This window comes from Kitasatospora sp. NPDC002040 (genome assembly GCF_040296785.1).
In the GTDB taxonomy this organism is placed as follows: Bacteria; Actinomycetota; Actinomycetes; order Streptomycetales; family Streptomycetaceae; genus Kitasatospora.
Map to the genome: position 1 here is coordinate 120,312 of NZ_JBEOXV010000002.1, position 13,591 is coordinate 133,902.

Here is a 13,591-nt window from a genome sequence, read left to right on the forward strand (position 1 = left end):
GGTCACGGTCCTTCGGGAGCAGCGGAGTCGGCGGGGGTGGAGCGGGCGCGGCGGGGCAGGCGGACGGCGATCAGGAGCAGGACGGCGGTGAGCAGGAGGGCGTAGGAGAAGACCGTGCCGCCCCAGTCGTGGAAGGTGACCATGGCCGGGATCCCGGCGTCCCGGCCCACCCAGAGCACGGCGGCCAGCCGGACCAGGTTGCCCAGCGCCAGCACGGCGACCGCGAGCACCGCGCCGCCGACCCGCTGGCGGCGGCTGCCACCGAGGATCAGCAGCGACACCCCGGCCGCCGCCGCACCGACCGTCAGGGCCGAACAGGACGGGGTGACCCGGATGTAGAACGGCTGGTGGCCGTAGAAGCCCCGGACCAGGTTGGTCCCGGGTACCGCCCGGGTCAGCTCCAGGCCGGTCCAGCCGGCCAGGCGGGCGGTGGCGGCGGCCTCCAGCTCGGTCACCGGGCCGGCTGCGTACCAGCCGAGCAAAACGGTGAGCAGCACCACGGCGAGCACCCGCAGCAGGGGGTGGCCGAGACGGACGCGGCGCGGGCTCATGAGACCGCTCCGCGGGCGTTCGGCGCGTGCGCGGTGCGTTCGGTCTTCACCCAGGAGTACCGGGCGCCGGCCCAACCGTCCAGCAGGGCACGGGTGCAGAGCAGCATCGAGACCACGAAGAGCAGCGGGAAGAGCAGCAGCGGCAGCACCTCGCGGCGCCCGGCACCGGCCCGGACCAGGCCGCCGCCGATCTCCAGCACCGGCCCGGCCGCCATCAGCGGGGCGACCGGCCAGAGCACGCCGACGGTGGAGAGCCCGGGCACGCTGAGCTCGATCCCGGCCAGCAGCACAGCGGCGACGCAGAGCACCGGCACGTGGAACACGTAGAGGAAGAGGAAGGCCTCTGCCTTCTCCAGCAGGCCCAGGTGCGGGGTGCGCAGCAACTGCCCGCGGTAGTCCCGGCAGACCTGCTGGTGGCCGCGGGCCCAGCGGTAGCGCTGGCGGTAGTAGGCGCCGAGGCCGGTGACGGCCAGCTCGGTGTCCACCGCCCGCTCGGCGTAGCCGATCCGGCGCCCGCTCAGCCAGACCCGGACCGAGAGGTCGGTGTCCTCGGTGACCGAGGCGACGTTCCAGCCGCCGAGCTCGCGCAGCACCTCGGTGCGCACCGCGCAGTTGGCGCCGCCGTACGCGGGCAGGCCGAACACCCGGGCCCGGCCCGCCATGTTGACCAGGTAGCCGCAGAGGTAGTCGATCGCGACCAGGCGGGCGATCACGCTGTCCCCCGGGTTGCGGACCACGCAGCGGCCCTGGGCGGCGGCCACCAGCGGGTCGGCGAACGGGCGCAGCAGCTCGCGCAGGCAGTCGGGGGCGGGCTGGTGGTCGGCGTCGAAGACCACCACGATCTCGCCGGTGGCCAGCTCCAGCGCGTCGTTCAGCGCCGCCGACTTGCCGCCGACGGCCTCGGGGGCCCGGCGCAGCACCTGCCAGCCGGGGCGGTCGCCGATCGCGGCCTCCAGCAGGTCGCCGGTACCGTCCTTCGAGCGGTCGTCCACGAAGACGATCTGGAGCAGCTCGGCGGGGTGGTCGAGGGCGGCCAGCGCGGTGGTCAGGCCGTCCACCACCTTGGCCTCGTTGTGACAGGGGATCAGCACCGTGACGCTGGGCGTCCGTTCGGGTCCCGGAGGCTCGGCGGGTGCCGGGCGCAGCGCGGCGGTGAGGAAGACCAGGTGGCGCAGGAGGTAGGCGGCGAAGGCCGCCGTCAGCAGCAGCACCGCCGCCCGGTGGCCCCAGACCGGGGCGAGGACCAGGGCCGCCAGCAGGGCGGCGGCGACGGCCAGGCGGAGGAGGACCGTTCGGCGGGGCACGGTCCGGCGGGGGGTGAGCGGTGGGGTCACGGAGCGGCTTTCGCGGTGCAGAGGGTGATCAGGTGGTCGAGCGCTTCGGCGGTGGTGGCGGCGGAGTGCCAGAGCCCGGCCGGGTCGGGACGGTCGGCGTACTCGCCCTGGCGGACCCGCAGGGCCCGGATGCCGAGCGCCTGGGCGCCGGCCACGTCCTTCTCCGGGCGGTCGCCGAGCATCACCGCGTCCTGGGCCGAACAGCCCAGCAGGGCAAGGCCGTTGAGGAAGCCGGACGGGTGCGGCTTGCGATGCGTGCGGCCGTGCGGCTCGTCGGTGCAGACCACCGCGCGCAGCGCGGCGCCGAGGCCGGTGGCGGCCAGTTTGGCCCGCTGCTGCTCCGGGTTCCCGTCGGTGAGCAGCACCACCGGGACCAGGGCGGCGAGGCGTGGCAGCCGCTCGGCCACGCCCGGATAGGGGGTGAGGCGGGTCGGGCGGAAGTCGCGGAAGACGGTGACCAGGGCTGGAGCTGACGCCGGGTCGGCGCCCAGCTCGGCCAGCGCCCCGTCGATCAGGCCGCCCCGGTCGCTGCCGGCCTCGGCGGCGCGGTGCAGCGCGGCCCGCAGGGCCGGACCGTCCAGGCCCAGCCCGGCCCCGGCCGCCGCCACCGCCGCCCAGGTCCGGTCGAGGAACTCGGCCTGGGGGTAGAGCGTGTCGTCCAGGTCCAGCAGGACGCCCAGCGGCGCCCGGTCGGTGGTCACACCAGGCCCTCGGCCTCGGCGGCGTACCGGGGCCGGGGGACGGCCAGGCTCCGGACGTCCAGGAGGGCGCGGGTCACCGAGAACCCCTCCGCCTCGGTCACCCGCCCCTGGAAGCCTCGGAACCTGGCCTGCGCGGAGAGCGCCTCCGGATCGACCCGGCCGGCGCCGATCACCTGGGAGACGTGGTGGCGGAGCAGGGTCAGCTTGTCGGGCATCAGGCCCGTCACGTCGCCGAACACGGTGGGGTGGAACTCGAGGGTGGAGGGCGACTCGTAGTGCAGCACGCTGGAGAGCAGCCGGGCGGCCGCCACGGTGGCCTCGGCGGCGGCCCGGTGGTCCTGGTGCGAGTCGTTGGGCGCGTGGGTCAGCACCAGGTCCGGGCGGACCTGGTCGAGCACCTGACCGATCCGGTCCACCAGGGCCGGGCCGCAGGTGAGTTCACCGTCGCGGAAGCCGCCGTCGACCAGTTCGGCGCCCAGGTACTCGGCCGCCTGCCGCTGCTCGCGGGCCCGCAACGCGGGGTCGCCCGGGCCGCGCCGGCCGTCGGTGAGCACCAGCATGGTGACCTCGGCGCCGTCCCGGCGGGCCCGCAGCAGGGTGCCGCCGCAGCCGAGTTCGATGTCGTCGGGGTGGGCCCCGACGGCCAGCACGCGGGTCATCCGGGTATCTCCTCGGGGACGTGGCCCGGCTCGCGCAGGGCGAGCAGGCCCCGGTGATGACGGTCGGTCAGCAGGCCGGCGATGCGCTCGGCGGAGCGGCCGTCGCCGTACGGGCAGGGCATCGCGGCGATGCGGAGTTGCTCGGCCGGGGCCAGCAGGGTGGTGGCGGCGGTCAGTGCCCGGGCGGGGTCGAGGCCGGCCAGCAGGGCCTGGCCGAGTGCGACGCCCTCGGGCCGCGGGGTGCTCTCCCGGAGCACCACCGCCGGGACGCCGAACCAGCCGGCCTCCTCCTGGAGGCCGCCCGAGTCGGTGACCACCAGGCCGGAGCCGGCGATCAGCTCCAGCATCCGCCGGTGCGGCTGGGGCTGGAGCAGGATGATGCCCGGGTGCTCCGCCAGCCGGTCCGTCAGGCCGAAGGCGGCCAGCCGGTCGGCGGTGCGGGGGTGGACGGGGAAGACCACCGGGCCGTGCCGGTCGGCCAGCGCGCGGACCACGGCGACCAGGGCGGTGAGGCGCTCCGCGGTGTCCACGGTGCCGGGGCGGTGCGCGGTGACGAGGATGCCGCTGCGGTCGGCCGGTGGCACGGCCGGGACTGCGGAGGCGCGCAGCACGTCGCAGACGGTGTTGCCGACCAGGTGGACGGCGTCGGCGGGTACGCCCTCGGCGCGCAGGTTGGCGGCCGCGCCCTCGGTGGGGGCCAGGTGCACGGTGGCCAGCGCGGCCGCCACCTTGCGGTTGGACTCCTCCGGGGAGAGCGGGTTGCCCGAGCGCAGTCCGGCCTCGACGTGGGCGACCGGGACGCCGTGGCGGCGGGCGGCCAGTGTGGTGAGCGGCACCGTCCAGGTGTCGCCCTGGACGACGGCGACGTCGGGCCGCTCGGTGCTGAAGTGGGCCAGGGCGTGGCCGAGCAGCGCGGCGACCCGCTCGGACTCGTCCCCGGCCAGCGTCCAGCGGGCGTCCGGCTCGACGCCGAGACCGGTGAAGAAGTCCCCGGCCATCCGCTGGTCGTGGTGCTGCCCGGTGGCGATCAGCCGGACCTCGGCGCCGGCCGCGCGCAGCGCGAGCGCGACCGGGGCGAGCTTGACGATCTCCGGCCGGGTGCCCGCGAACAGGTGGGCCCGCAGGGCCCGGCCGGGGCTGGCCGCCCCGGCCGGGCCGTGACTCTGAGTGTCCATCAGGAGGACGGCACCTCGAGGCCGCTGCGGCGCTTCTGCCAGGCCAGGTAGCCCGCACCGGCGGCCAGTGCGGCGCCGGTCAGCACGGCCGGCATCCCGAAGGCCGGGGTGTCCACCACGGGGGTGGTCCGGACGATGGTGACGCGGTCGATCTCGGTACCGGTCTTGGCGCCCTCGACCGAGATGCCGCGCATGGTCAGGGTGGCCTTCTGCCCGGGCGCGGCGGGCGTGACGTCCACCGCGATCAGGTTGTGGCCCCGGTAGCGGACCCGGGACCAGGCGACCGTCTCGGTGGACTTGCCGCCTGAGCCGTTCCAGGCGTAACCGGCCACGCCGGCCGAGTCGTTGACGTTGCCCGCGTAGCTCTCCGGGCCGTTGGCGGGCAGGCTGTAGAGGCTCGCGCCGCCACCGCCGGCCACCACGTAGGTGGTGCCGTCGGCCACCGGGTCGACGGTGCCGCCGACCGCGACCGCGCGGGTCGGGGTGCCGCTGCGGATCGGGTCGGTCCGCTCGTACATGTGGTTGTGGCCGTTGACCACCAGGTCGACGTTGTACTTGTCGAACAGCGGGGTCCAGGAGGTGCGCACCCCGCCCTCGGAGGCGTGACTGGTCGTCACCGCGTAGGCGCAGTGGTGGAAGAAGACCACGATGAAGTCGATCGCCGGGTTGGCCCGCAGGTCCTTGAGGGTCTGCTCCAGCCAGGTGGTCTGGGCGCCGCCCGAGTAGCCGCGGTTGGCCGGGATCTCGTTGCTGACGTCGTTGGCGTCCAGCGAGAGCACGGCGAGGTTGCCATAGGTGAAGGAGTACACCGACGGGCAGTTGGACGGGCCGTTGGTCGGCAGGTCCAGCCGCTTGGCGTGGCCGCCGTAGCCGTTGGGCGAGTACCAGGGCTCCATGTCGTGATTGCCGGTGGCGACCATCCACGGGACCGACTGGGCGACCGGCTCGATCTGGGTCAGGTAGCTGTCCCAGACCTGCGGCTTGTACGAGTCGGTGAGGGTGCCGCGGCCGCTGGAGTCGGCGTAGCAGATGTCGCCCGCCAGCAGGTGGAAGACCGGCTTCTGCGCCAGGATCTGCGCGTTCTCCAGCGCCGCCTGGGTGCTGGCGCCCTGGTCGCCCATCGCGGTGAAGGTGAACGGCTGGAGCGAACCGCCGGCCGGGGCGGTGGTGAAGCTGTTCACCGGGCCGGACGCGGCCTCCAGGCCGTCGTGGCCGATCGCGTAGTAGTAGGTGGTGCCCGGGGCGAGACCGTCCAGCGCGGCGTGGCCGTAGAACTGGTCCAGCGGAGCGGCGGTGCCGTACTCGCTGTGCAGCGCGCGCAGGTCGCCCTGGACCACCTGGCTCAGGTCGCCCGCCGACGTGCCCAGCCGCAGCACGGGGTTGTTCACGGCGGCCGGCACCTGCCAGGCCACCCGCATCTGCTTGGTGGGGTCGTTGCCGAAGGCCAGGTGCCGGCCGAACGGGGTGACCGCGTCGCCGGGGGCGGCCTGCGCGGAGCTGGTGAGCAGGGTCGGCCCGGCCGCGACGGCGGCGGCGCCGATCGCGCTCGCCTGGAGGAAGCGGCGTCGGGAGACGCTCTTCCTGACGTCCTGCCAGTAGTCGTACTGCTCGGCGATGGTCATCTCGTCGGCGCGGCGACGGGAAACCCGGGGTCCGGGGAGGTCCACCTGGTTGCCTTTCTCGGTGGAGCGGCGAATCGGACGGGATCGTTCCGCCCCGGTGAGGCTCCAGCCCTTCCGTGACCAGTCAGATGATCATGACTGAAGGGCAGGGGGCGTCCGGATGTACGTTCGGTGAACCGGGTTCGGGGCTCGACGTGTGAGGGGGGCCACCGCCGACGCTACCGAATGCGACCTTCCGTGTCCGTGTCCTCGCGTTGGGTCGACAGTGTGCCCGGCATCGCCACCCGTGCGGGGTGACGCCGGGCACACCGGGGCCCGGAACGCTCCTCCGCAGGACCTGCCCGGCCCTTGAAATCAGGGGCCCGACCCCGCCCGTACCTTCGGTAACCCCGCTCTGAGCTGCCGTTTCACCGAAATGCTTGCCCACGGGCCCCGATCGCTCGTAGCTTCGTAACCAGTGCACAGCGCACCACCCGGGTCCACCACCCGCAGCCCCCGCCCACCAAGCGGCCGGGCCCACGCGGCGAAGGTGACCGGGGCGGCACACCACGTCGGACACGTGAACAGCCGCCCGTGACGTGCGACATCCCGCAGAACACCCCCGCCAAGCGGGGGCGGCTGCGTGCTGTCCGCCCGGGGCTTCCGAGAGGATCTGCATGACCTTCCGTAACGAGACCACCACTGCCACCACCACCTCCGCCAAGCGCAACCGCCTGCGGATGGTCCTCATCGGCGGCGCTGTGGCCGCCCTCCCGGTAGCAGGCCTCGTCACGGCCACCTCCGCCTCCGCCGCGTCCAGCTCCACCTGGGACTCCGTCGCCCAGTGCGAGAGCACCGGCAACTGGAACATCAACTCCGGCAACGGCTTCTCCGGCGGCCTCCAGTTCACCCCCAGCACCTGGGCCGCCTACGGCGGCACCCAGTACGCCGCCTCCGCCGACCAGGCCAGCAAGGGCCAGCAGATCGCCGTCGCCGAAAAGGTCCTCGCAGGCCAGGGCCCCGGCGCCTGGCCCGTCTGCTCCGTCAAGGCCGGCCTCACCAAGGGCGGCACCCCCGCCCAGGTCGACACCACCACCAAGTCGGCGGACCAGAGCACCAAGGCCGCGCCGAAGAACGACACCACGGCAGCCTCGCGCAGCACCGAGCGCAAGCCCGTCGAGAAGACCACCCCGGCGCAGAAGAGCACCGGTGGCAACTACACCGTCAAGAGCGGCGACACCCTCAACGCCATCGCCGCCGCCCACGGCGTGAACCTCAACACCCTCTACACCAACAACGCCGCAGTCATCGGCAGCGACATCGACCTGATCCTGCCCGGCCAGCTGCTCAGCATCTGACCCGACAGCCGGTACACGCATACGACGAAGCCTCCCTCCACTGACCTCGGTCAGCGCAAGGGAGGCTTCGTTGTGCACCAGGTCCGGTGAGGCATCGGCCGGTGCTTGACTTCAAGCGCGCTTCATCTCCTACCGTTCCGGCAGGACCTCACGGAACGGGAGACGGCGATGGCACTGACGGAGCAGGAGCGGGCCTACCTGGCGGGGCAGCCGCTGGGGCGGCTGGCCACGGTCGGGCCGGACGGGGGACCGCAGGTGCGGCCGGTGTCGTTCCGGCTGAACCCGGACGACACCGTCGACATCGGTGGGCCGAAGCTCAGCGAGAGCCGCAAGTACCGGAATCTGCAAGCCAATCCGCTGGCCTCGTTCGTGGTGGACGACTTCGCCCCGGCGGACGATCCGCACGCCCCCGGCTGGGGGCGCGGGATCGAACTCCGGGGCCGGGCCGAGCTCCTGACGGGGGTGGAGCCGCCCCAGGCGGCCGGGTTCTTCAGCGACGAGGTGATCCGGATCCGTCCGGACCGGGTGATCAGCTGGAACCTGGAGCGCCGGGGCTCCGCCGCACGGAACGTCAGCGCGCCTGCGTCTCCAGCTCGTTGACGATCCGCTCGCACAGCTCGTGGGTGTACAGCGCGTCCCGGGCGGAGAGCACCTTGCCCGACCGGACGGCGTCCAGGAAGCCCGTCACCACCTGCTCGATCCCGCGCTGCCGGGCCACCGGCACCCAGTCGCCCCGGCGGCGCACGGTCGGCTGGCCCCGGTGGTCGATCACCTCGGCGAGGTTGTGCACGGCCCGCTTGGAGTCGCCGCCGGAGACCTCCAGGATCTCCTCGGTCGAGCCGCTGAGCCGGTTCATGATGCCGAGCGCGGTGAAGCCGTCCCCGGCCAGCGTGAGCACCACGTGCTCGACCAGGCCGTCCCGGACCCGGGACCGGACGTCCACGTGCTCGACCTCCCCCGGCACCAGGAAGAGCAGACTGTCGACCACGTGGATGAAGTCGTCGAAGACCAGGGTCCGGGCGGCCTCCGGCAGCCCTTCGCGGTTCTTCTGCAGCACGATCAGGTCGCGGGGCCGCTCCTTGGCCATCACGTAGCCGGGTGCGTGGCGCCGGTTGAAGCCGACCATCAGCGAGCGGCCCTCGCGTTCGGCCAGCTCGACCAGCTTGCGGGCGCCGGCCAGGTGGTAGTCGAGCGGCTTGTCGACGTAGACGTCGATGCCCGCCTCCAGCAGCGCGGTGGTGATCGGCACGTGCTGGTCGGTGGCGGCGTGCACGAAGGCGGCCCGGATGCCGCTGTCGATCAGCTCGCCGAGGTCGGTGTACCGCTGCGCGATCCGGTGGGTGTCGGCGATCCGGTCCAGCTTGGCCCGGTCCCGGGTCATCAGCCGCAGGTCCAGGCCGGGCAGGGCGGTGAGCACCGGCAGGTACGCCTTCTGGGCGATGTCGCCCAGGCCGATCACCCCGACCGGGATGGGCTCGGTCGCGGGGTCCGGGACGTGCTCGCTCATCGGGGTACTCCAACCGTTCGTCCAGCGGCGGCGCCACGCCGTCGTGGTGCCCGGCCACACCCGGCAGCATATGCCAGAACGGGTGCTGATCAGTCAGGACGGCCGCCCACCGGCGCACTTGCGACCGCCGCCGCGAGGGCCGTCCTCACTCCACCGCGAGCGACCCGGCGGCGGCGGTCAGCGCGGCCAGCACCGGGCGGACCAGCGGGTGCCGCTCCGCCCCGGCCCGGACCGCCGCGAACACCCTGCGGGTGGCCAGCGCGCTGTCCACCGGCCGGACCGCGACCGCCGACAGCTCGGTCCCGCGCAGCGCCGAGCGCGGCACCAGCGCCACCCCGGCCCCGGCCGAGGCGAGCGCGACCACGGCGCGGAAGTCGTCCGAGGAGTGCACCAGCCGGGGCTGGAACCCGGCGTACTCGCACGCCAGCAGCACCACGTCGTGGCACGGGTTGCCGGGATAGGGGCCGATCCACGGCTCGGTGGCCAGCTCGGCCACCGCGATCGGGCCCTGGCCGGAGGCCAGCGGATGCCCGAGCGGGAGCACCGCGTCGAACGGCTCGGCGTAGAGCGGCACCCGGGTCAGCCGGCGGTCGTCCGCCCTGGGCGCCCCCCGGTACTCCACCGCCACCGCGATGTCCGCCCGGCCGTCCAGCAGCATCGGCAGGCTGGCGTCCCCCTCGGCGTCCAGCACCTTGAGCCGGACGCCCGGGGCCGTCTGCGCCAGCGCACCGATGGCCGGCGCCAGCACCAGCGCGATCCCGGTGGCGAACGCCGCCACCGTCACCTCGCCCTCGACGCCGTCCCGGTAGGCGGCCAGGTCCGCCTCGGCCCGCTCCAGTTGGGCCAGCACCAGATCGGCGTGCAGCAGCAGGATCTCCCCCGCCGCGGTCAGCCGTACTCCCCGGCCGTCCCGCGCGAGCAGCTCGTGGCCGGTCTCCTGCTCCAGCGCCGCGAGTTGCTGGGAGACGGCCGAGGGGGTCAGGTAGAGCGCGGCCGCGGCGGCCGTCACCGTCCGGTGGTCGGCCACGGCCCGCAGGGTCCGCAACCGTCTTGCGTCGATCACGCCACCCATTCTGCCAGCGCACCGGACCGCTCGTTCCCGGCCACCCGGCCGGGCCGGCTGGCCGAATCCCGACCGTCCCAGCAGCCCTCCGCCGTAACGGAGTTGTACCAGCCCGTCACCTCTTGTTCCCTTGTCGTCACCTCCTACTACGCTGGGGTCGACGACACACGGGCCGACCACGGAGCAGCTGGGGGGCAGCAGCTATGGCACTGGAATTACCGTCGGAATTGACGTTCGTCCTGAAACTCCTCGGGGTCAACTGGCCCCAGGCGAACGAGGACGAGCTGGTCAAACTCGCCGAGCAACTGGACCGGTTGGCGTCCGCCATCGACTCCACCCAGATGGCGGCCGACAAGGCGCTCGCGAAACTGGGCGAGGTTTACCACGGCGAGTCGGCCGACAAACTGGCGGAGCTGTGGGGCACCATCTCCAAGTACTCCGGCATCGTCGTCGACGTCCTGGGGACGGCCTCCACCGCGATCAAGGCCGCCGCACTGGTGATCCAGGTCTGCAAGGGCCAGGCTCTGGTCCAACTCATCAACATCCAGGCCCAGTTGGCGGCTTCCTCGGCCACCTTCGGCCTGAGCACGCCTGCCATCATCGCGGCCGGCAAGGTCGTCATGACCAAGATCCTGGACGAGGCGGTCTCCCGGCTCGCCCACGAGCTGGCCAAGCCGATCGCCGACCTGGCCGACACCGTGGTGGCCAAGGTGATGGGCAGCGGCTCCGGCAGCGGCGGCGCGGGCAAGGGCTTCGGCGTCGACGTGGCGGCGATGGCGCAGTGCGCGCTGGAGATCCGGAAGCACTCGGACGACGTCGACAGCGCGGGCAGCTCGTTCCGCCGGGTGGTCGACAGCCTGGACGTCGGCAAGCCCGGCGACGCGTTCGGCAAGCTCGCCATCGCCATCGCCGAGGAGGTCGCCAAGACCGTCGGCACGGAGGTGCTGACCCGGATCCTGAACTCGTTCCGCGGCACCGCCGACAAGATGGACACGGTGGTCCGCAACCTGAGCGAGAACGAGGACACCCACACCCAGCAGATGAACGGCGGCATGTCGCTGCTCAGCGCCCAGTTCGGCAAGGGCCCCGCCGGCCCCGTCCTCGCGGGCGGAGCCGGCGGTCAGACCGGGGGCGGCGGCGCGGGCGGCCGGCGCGACCCCGGGCTGTCAGCCTTCGACAGCCTGCGCCCCAACTTCGGCGGCGGCAAGCTCGGCGGCAAGCTCGGCTCGGGCGGACGTGAAGGCTTCGACAGCGCGCTCAACGTCCTCGGTGGAATGAGCGGCGGAAAGCTGCACCCGAATGCGGGCCTGCCCGTGGGGAACCACGGGGAAGGAGAAGCCAATCACGTAAACGCCGCGGGCCAGCAGCAGTTCAGCCAGCCGACCAGCCTGGGCCGCGTCTCCAACCATAACGGGGGCAATCGGGTGGTCTCCGGGAAGAATGTCGAAGCCGGCGGCGGTCATTCGGGCTCGGAACAGGGCCGTGTTGGCGGCCAGCCGGTCTCGCAGGTCCCCGGAATGCTCAATCAGGTCCAGCACGGTCAGGCTGGCGGCGGCAATCACGGGGGCCAGGGAGTTGGAGAAAAGGTACGGGCGGCTGCGCTGGCGCAGCAGCGCAACAATCTCCGCTCGCGCCGCGACGTACCCGCCGGAGGCCCCACCGAGCGCCTTGCCGAGGGTGCCGGTGATGATGTCGACGCGGTCCATGACCCCATGGAGTTCGGGGGTACCCCGGCCGCCCTTGCCGATGAAGCCGACGGCATGTGAGTCGTCGACCATGACCATGGCGTCGTACCGCTCCGCGAGGTCGCAGATCTCCCGGAGCGGTGCGACGTAGCCGTCCATGGAGAACACGCCGTCGGTGACGATGAGTCGGCGGCGCGCGTCCTGGCTGTCCTGGAGCTGCTTCTCCAGGTCGGCCAGGTCGCGGTTGGCGTAGCGGTGCCGGCGGGCCTTGCAGAGCCGGATGCCGTCGATGATCGAGGCGTGGTTGAGCGCGTCCGAGATGACCGCGTCGCGCTCGTCCAGCAGGGTCTCGAACACGCCGCCGTTGGCGTCGAAGCAGGAGGAGTAGAGGATCGTGTCCTCCTGGCCGAGGAAGCCGGAGAGCCGCTCCTCCAACTGCTTGTGCACGTCCTGGGTGCCGCAGATGAAGCGCACCGAGGCCATGCCGTAGCCCCAGCGGTCCAGCGCCTCCTTGGCCGAGGCGAGCACCGCGGGGTGGTCGGCCAGGCCGAGGTAGTTGTTGGCGCAGAAGTTCAGCACCTCTCCCGCCTGCCCGCCGCCGGTCACGGTGACGGCGGCGTTCTGCGGGCTGCCGATCACCCGCTCGGGCTTGAACAGACCGGCCTCGCGGATCTCGGTCAGGGTCGCGGCGAGATCGTCGCGGACGTTGTCGAACACAGGAGCTCCTACCTGGTGAGGGAGAACGTCAGATGGTCCAGTCGAGGATGACCTTGCCGCAGCGTCCGCCGGCGGCCTCGTCGAAGGCGGCCTCGAAGTCCGCGGCGGCGTAGCGGCCGGTGATCACCGGGGAGAGGTCGAGACCGCCCTCCAGCAGCACCGACATGGCGTACCAGGTCTCGAACATCTCGCGGCCGTAGATGCCCTTGATGGTGATCATCGAGGTGACGATCGAGGCCCAGTCCACCGGGAACTGCTCGGCGGGCAGGCCGAGCATGGCGATCTTCCCGCCGTGCGTCATGTTGGCGATCATCGACTGCATCGCCTCGGGGCGGCCGGACATCTCCAGGCCGACGTCGAAGCCCTCGCGCATGCCGAGCTGCCGCTGGCCGTCCTCGATGGTCTGCTCGGCCACGTTCAGCGCCAGCGTGACGCCGACCTTGCGGGCCAGGTCGAGGCGGTACGGCGAGACGTCGGTGATCACCACGTTGCGGGCGCCGGCGTGCTTGGCGACCGCGGCGGCCATGATGCCGATCGGGCCCGCGCCGGTGATCAGCACGTCCTCGCCGACCAGCGGGAAGGAGAGCGCGGTGTGCACGGCGTTGCCGAACGGGTCGAAGATCGCCGCCACGTCCAGGTCGACCGGCACCCGGTGCACCCAGACGTTGGAGGCGGGCAGCGCCACGTACTCGGCGAACGCGCCGTCCCGGCCGACGCCCAGGCCGATGGTGTTGCGGCACAGGTGGCGGCGCCCGGCCAGGCAGTTGCGGCACTTGCCGCAGACCAGGTGGCCCTCGCCGCTGACCAGGTCGCCGACGTTGACGTCCGCCACGGCGGCGCCGATCTCGGCCACCTCGCCGACGAACTCGTGGCCGAGCGTCAGGGGCGTGCGGATGGTCTGCTGCGCCCAGCCGTCCCACTTCCTGATGTGCAGGTCGGTGCCGCAGATCCCGGTCCGCAGCACCTTGATCAGCACCTCGGTCGGGCCGATCTCGGGCTTGGGGACGTCCATCAGCCAGAGCCCCGGCTCGGCCTTCTGCTTGACGAGTGCCTTCACGGCGACGGCTCCTGACGCACGGTGGGACGGACCTGGACGGCCGGCGGCCGGGCCGGATCTTCACCGGGGCCGCGCGGCACTGTGCAATCTGCCTGCTGGGCGCCGCTGCGGTCCATCGAGGAATTCTTAACGGCCGCCACAGCTCGGCTTCACGATCGTCCCCGAGCCCGCCGCCGCCCGCCC

12 protein-coding genes and 1 pseudogene are annotated in these 13,591 nt (G+C 72.8%); 3 read left to right on the plus strand and 10 right to left on the minus strand.

Annotated features, from left to right (window positions below; translation table 11 throughout):
* Positions 1–2: 2 nt before the first annotated feature.
* Genes ABT118_RS05950 through ABT118_RS05975 form a run of 6 tightly spaced genes read right to left on the minus strand, consistent with a single transcriptional unit; the run spans position 3 to position 6,087 of the window.
* Complete coding sequence (locus ABT118_RS05950; RefSeq protein WP_350645227.1) at positions 3–551, minus strand: hypothetical protein; 549 nt, start codon at positions 549–551, stop codon at positions 3–5.
* Complete coding sequence (locus ABT118_RS05955; protein ID WP_350645228.1) at positions 548–1,885, minus strand: glycosyltransferase family 2 protein; 1,338 nt, start codon at positions 1,883–1,885, stop codon at positions 548–550. Before ABT118_RS05955 ends, ABT118_RS05950 begins: the two co-directional genes overlap by 4 nt.
* Positions 1,882–2,586 (minus strand): HAD family hydrolase, encoded by a 705-nt coding sequence (locus ABT118_RS05960; RefSeq protein ID WP_350645229.1) that lies wholly within the window; start codon positions 2,584–2,586, stop codon positions 1,882–1,884. The genes ABT118_RS05955 and ABT118_RS05960 overlap by 4 nt, the downstream gene beginning before the upstream one ends.
* Positions 2,583–3,245: a PIG-L deacetylase family protein gene (locus ABT118_RS05965; RefSeq protein ID WP_350645230.1), complete on the minus strand. Its 663-nt coding sequence runs from the start codon at positions 3,243–3,245 to the stop codon at positions 2,583–2,585. Before ABT118_RS05965 ends, ABT118_RS05960 begins: the two co-directional genes overlap by 4 nt.
* Positions 3,242–4,420, minus strand: coding sequence for a non-hydrolyzing UDP-N-acetylglucosamine 2-epimerase (gene wecB / locus ABT118_RS05970; protein WP_350645231.1), 1,179 nt, complete (start codon positions 4,418–4,420; stop codon positions 3,242–3,244). Before wecB ends, ABT118_RS05965 begins: the two co-directional genes overlap by 4 nt.
* Positions 4,420–6,087, minus strand: coding sequence for a purple acid phosphatase family protein (locus tag ABT118_RS05975; protein WP_350645232.1), 1,668 nt, complete (start codon positions 6,085–6,087; stop codon positions 4,420–4,422). The genes wecB and ABT118_RS05975 overlap by 1 nt, the downstream gene beginning before the upstream one ends.
* A 611-nt stretch (positions 6,088–6,698) precedes the next feature.
* Between ABT118_RS05975 and ABT118_RS05980 the strand changes: the two genes are divergently transcribed.
* Both ABT118_RS05980 and ABT118_RS05985 read left to right on the plus strand, forming a co-directional pair.
* Complete coding sequence (locus tag ABT118_RS05980) at positions 6,699–7,379, plus strand: transglycosylase family protein (RefSeq protein ID WP_350645233.1); 681 nt, start codon at positions 6,699–6,701, stop codon at positions 7,377–7,379.
* A gap of 168 nt (positions 7,380–7,547) precedes the next feature.
* The gene (locus tag ABT118_RS05985) at positions 7,548–7,979 is read left to right on the plus strand and encodes a PPOX class F420-dependent oxidoreductase (RefSeq protein ID WP_350645234.1); all 432 of its coding nucleotides are present in this window, start codon (positions 7,548–7,550) and stop codon (positions 7,977–7,979) included.
* On the opposite strand, the gene ABT118_RS05990 is transcribed toward ABT118_RS05985, so the two are convergent.
* Positions 7,951–8,850 carry a Gfo/Idh/MocA family protein gene (locus ABT118_RS05990; protein ID WP_350646280.1) on the minus strand — a complete coding sequence of 300 codons (900 nt, stop codon included), beginning with the start codon at positions 8,848–8,850 and terminating at the stop codon, positions 7,951–7,953. The genes ABT118_RS05985 and ABT118_RS05990 overlap by 29 nt on opposite strands.
* 181 nt (positions 8,851–9,031) lie before the next feature.
* Positions 9,032–9,949, minus strand: a complete 918-nt coding sequence (locus ABT118_RS05995; protein ID WP_350645235.1) for a LysR family transcriptional regulator — start codon at positions 9,947–9,949, stop codon at positions 9,032–9,034.
* A gap of 203 nt (positions 9,950–10,152) precedes the next feature.
* Here ABT118_RS05995 and ABT118_RS32715 point away from each other — a divergent pair.
* A pseudogene (locus ABT118_RS32715) lies at positions 10,153–10,521 on the plus strand (WXG100-like domain-containing protein); the annotation flags it as partial.
* 594 nt (positions 10,522–11,115) lie between these two features.
* On the opposite strand, the gene ABT118_RS06005 reads toward ABT118_RS32715, so the two are convergent.
* Entirely contained in the window at positions 11,116–12,351 is a 1,236-nt protein-coding gene (locus ABT118_RS06005) for a glycine C-acetyltransferase (RefSeq protein WP_350645237.1), read from the minus strand.
* A 28-nt stretch (positions 12,352–12,379) separates the two neighbouring features.
* Entirely contained in the window at positions 12,380–13,408 is a 1,029-nt protein-coding gene (gene tdh, locus ABT118_RS06010; protein ID WP_350645238.1) for an L-threonine 3-dehydrogenase, read from the minus strand.
* Between the last annotated feature and the right edge of the window lie 183 nt (positions 13,409–13,591).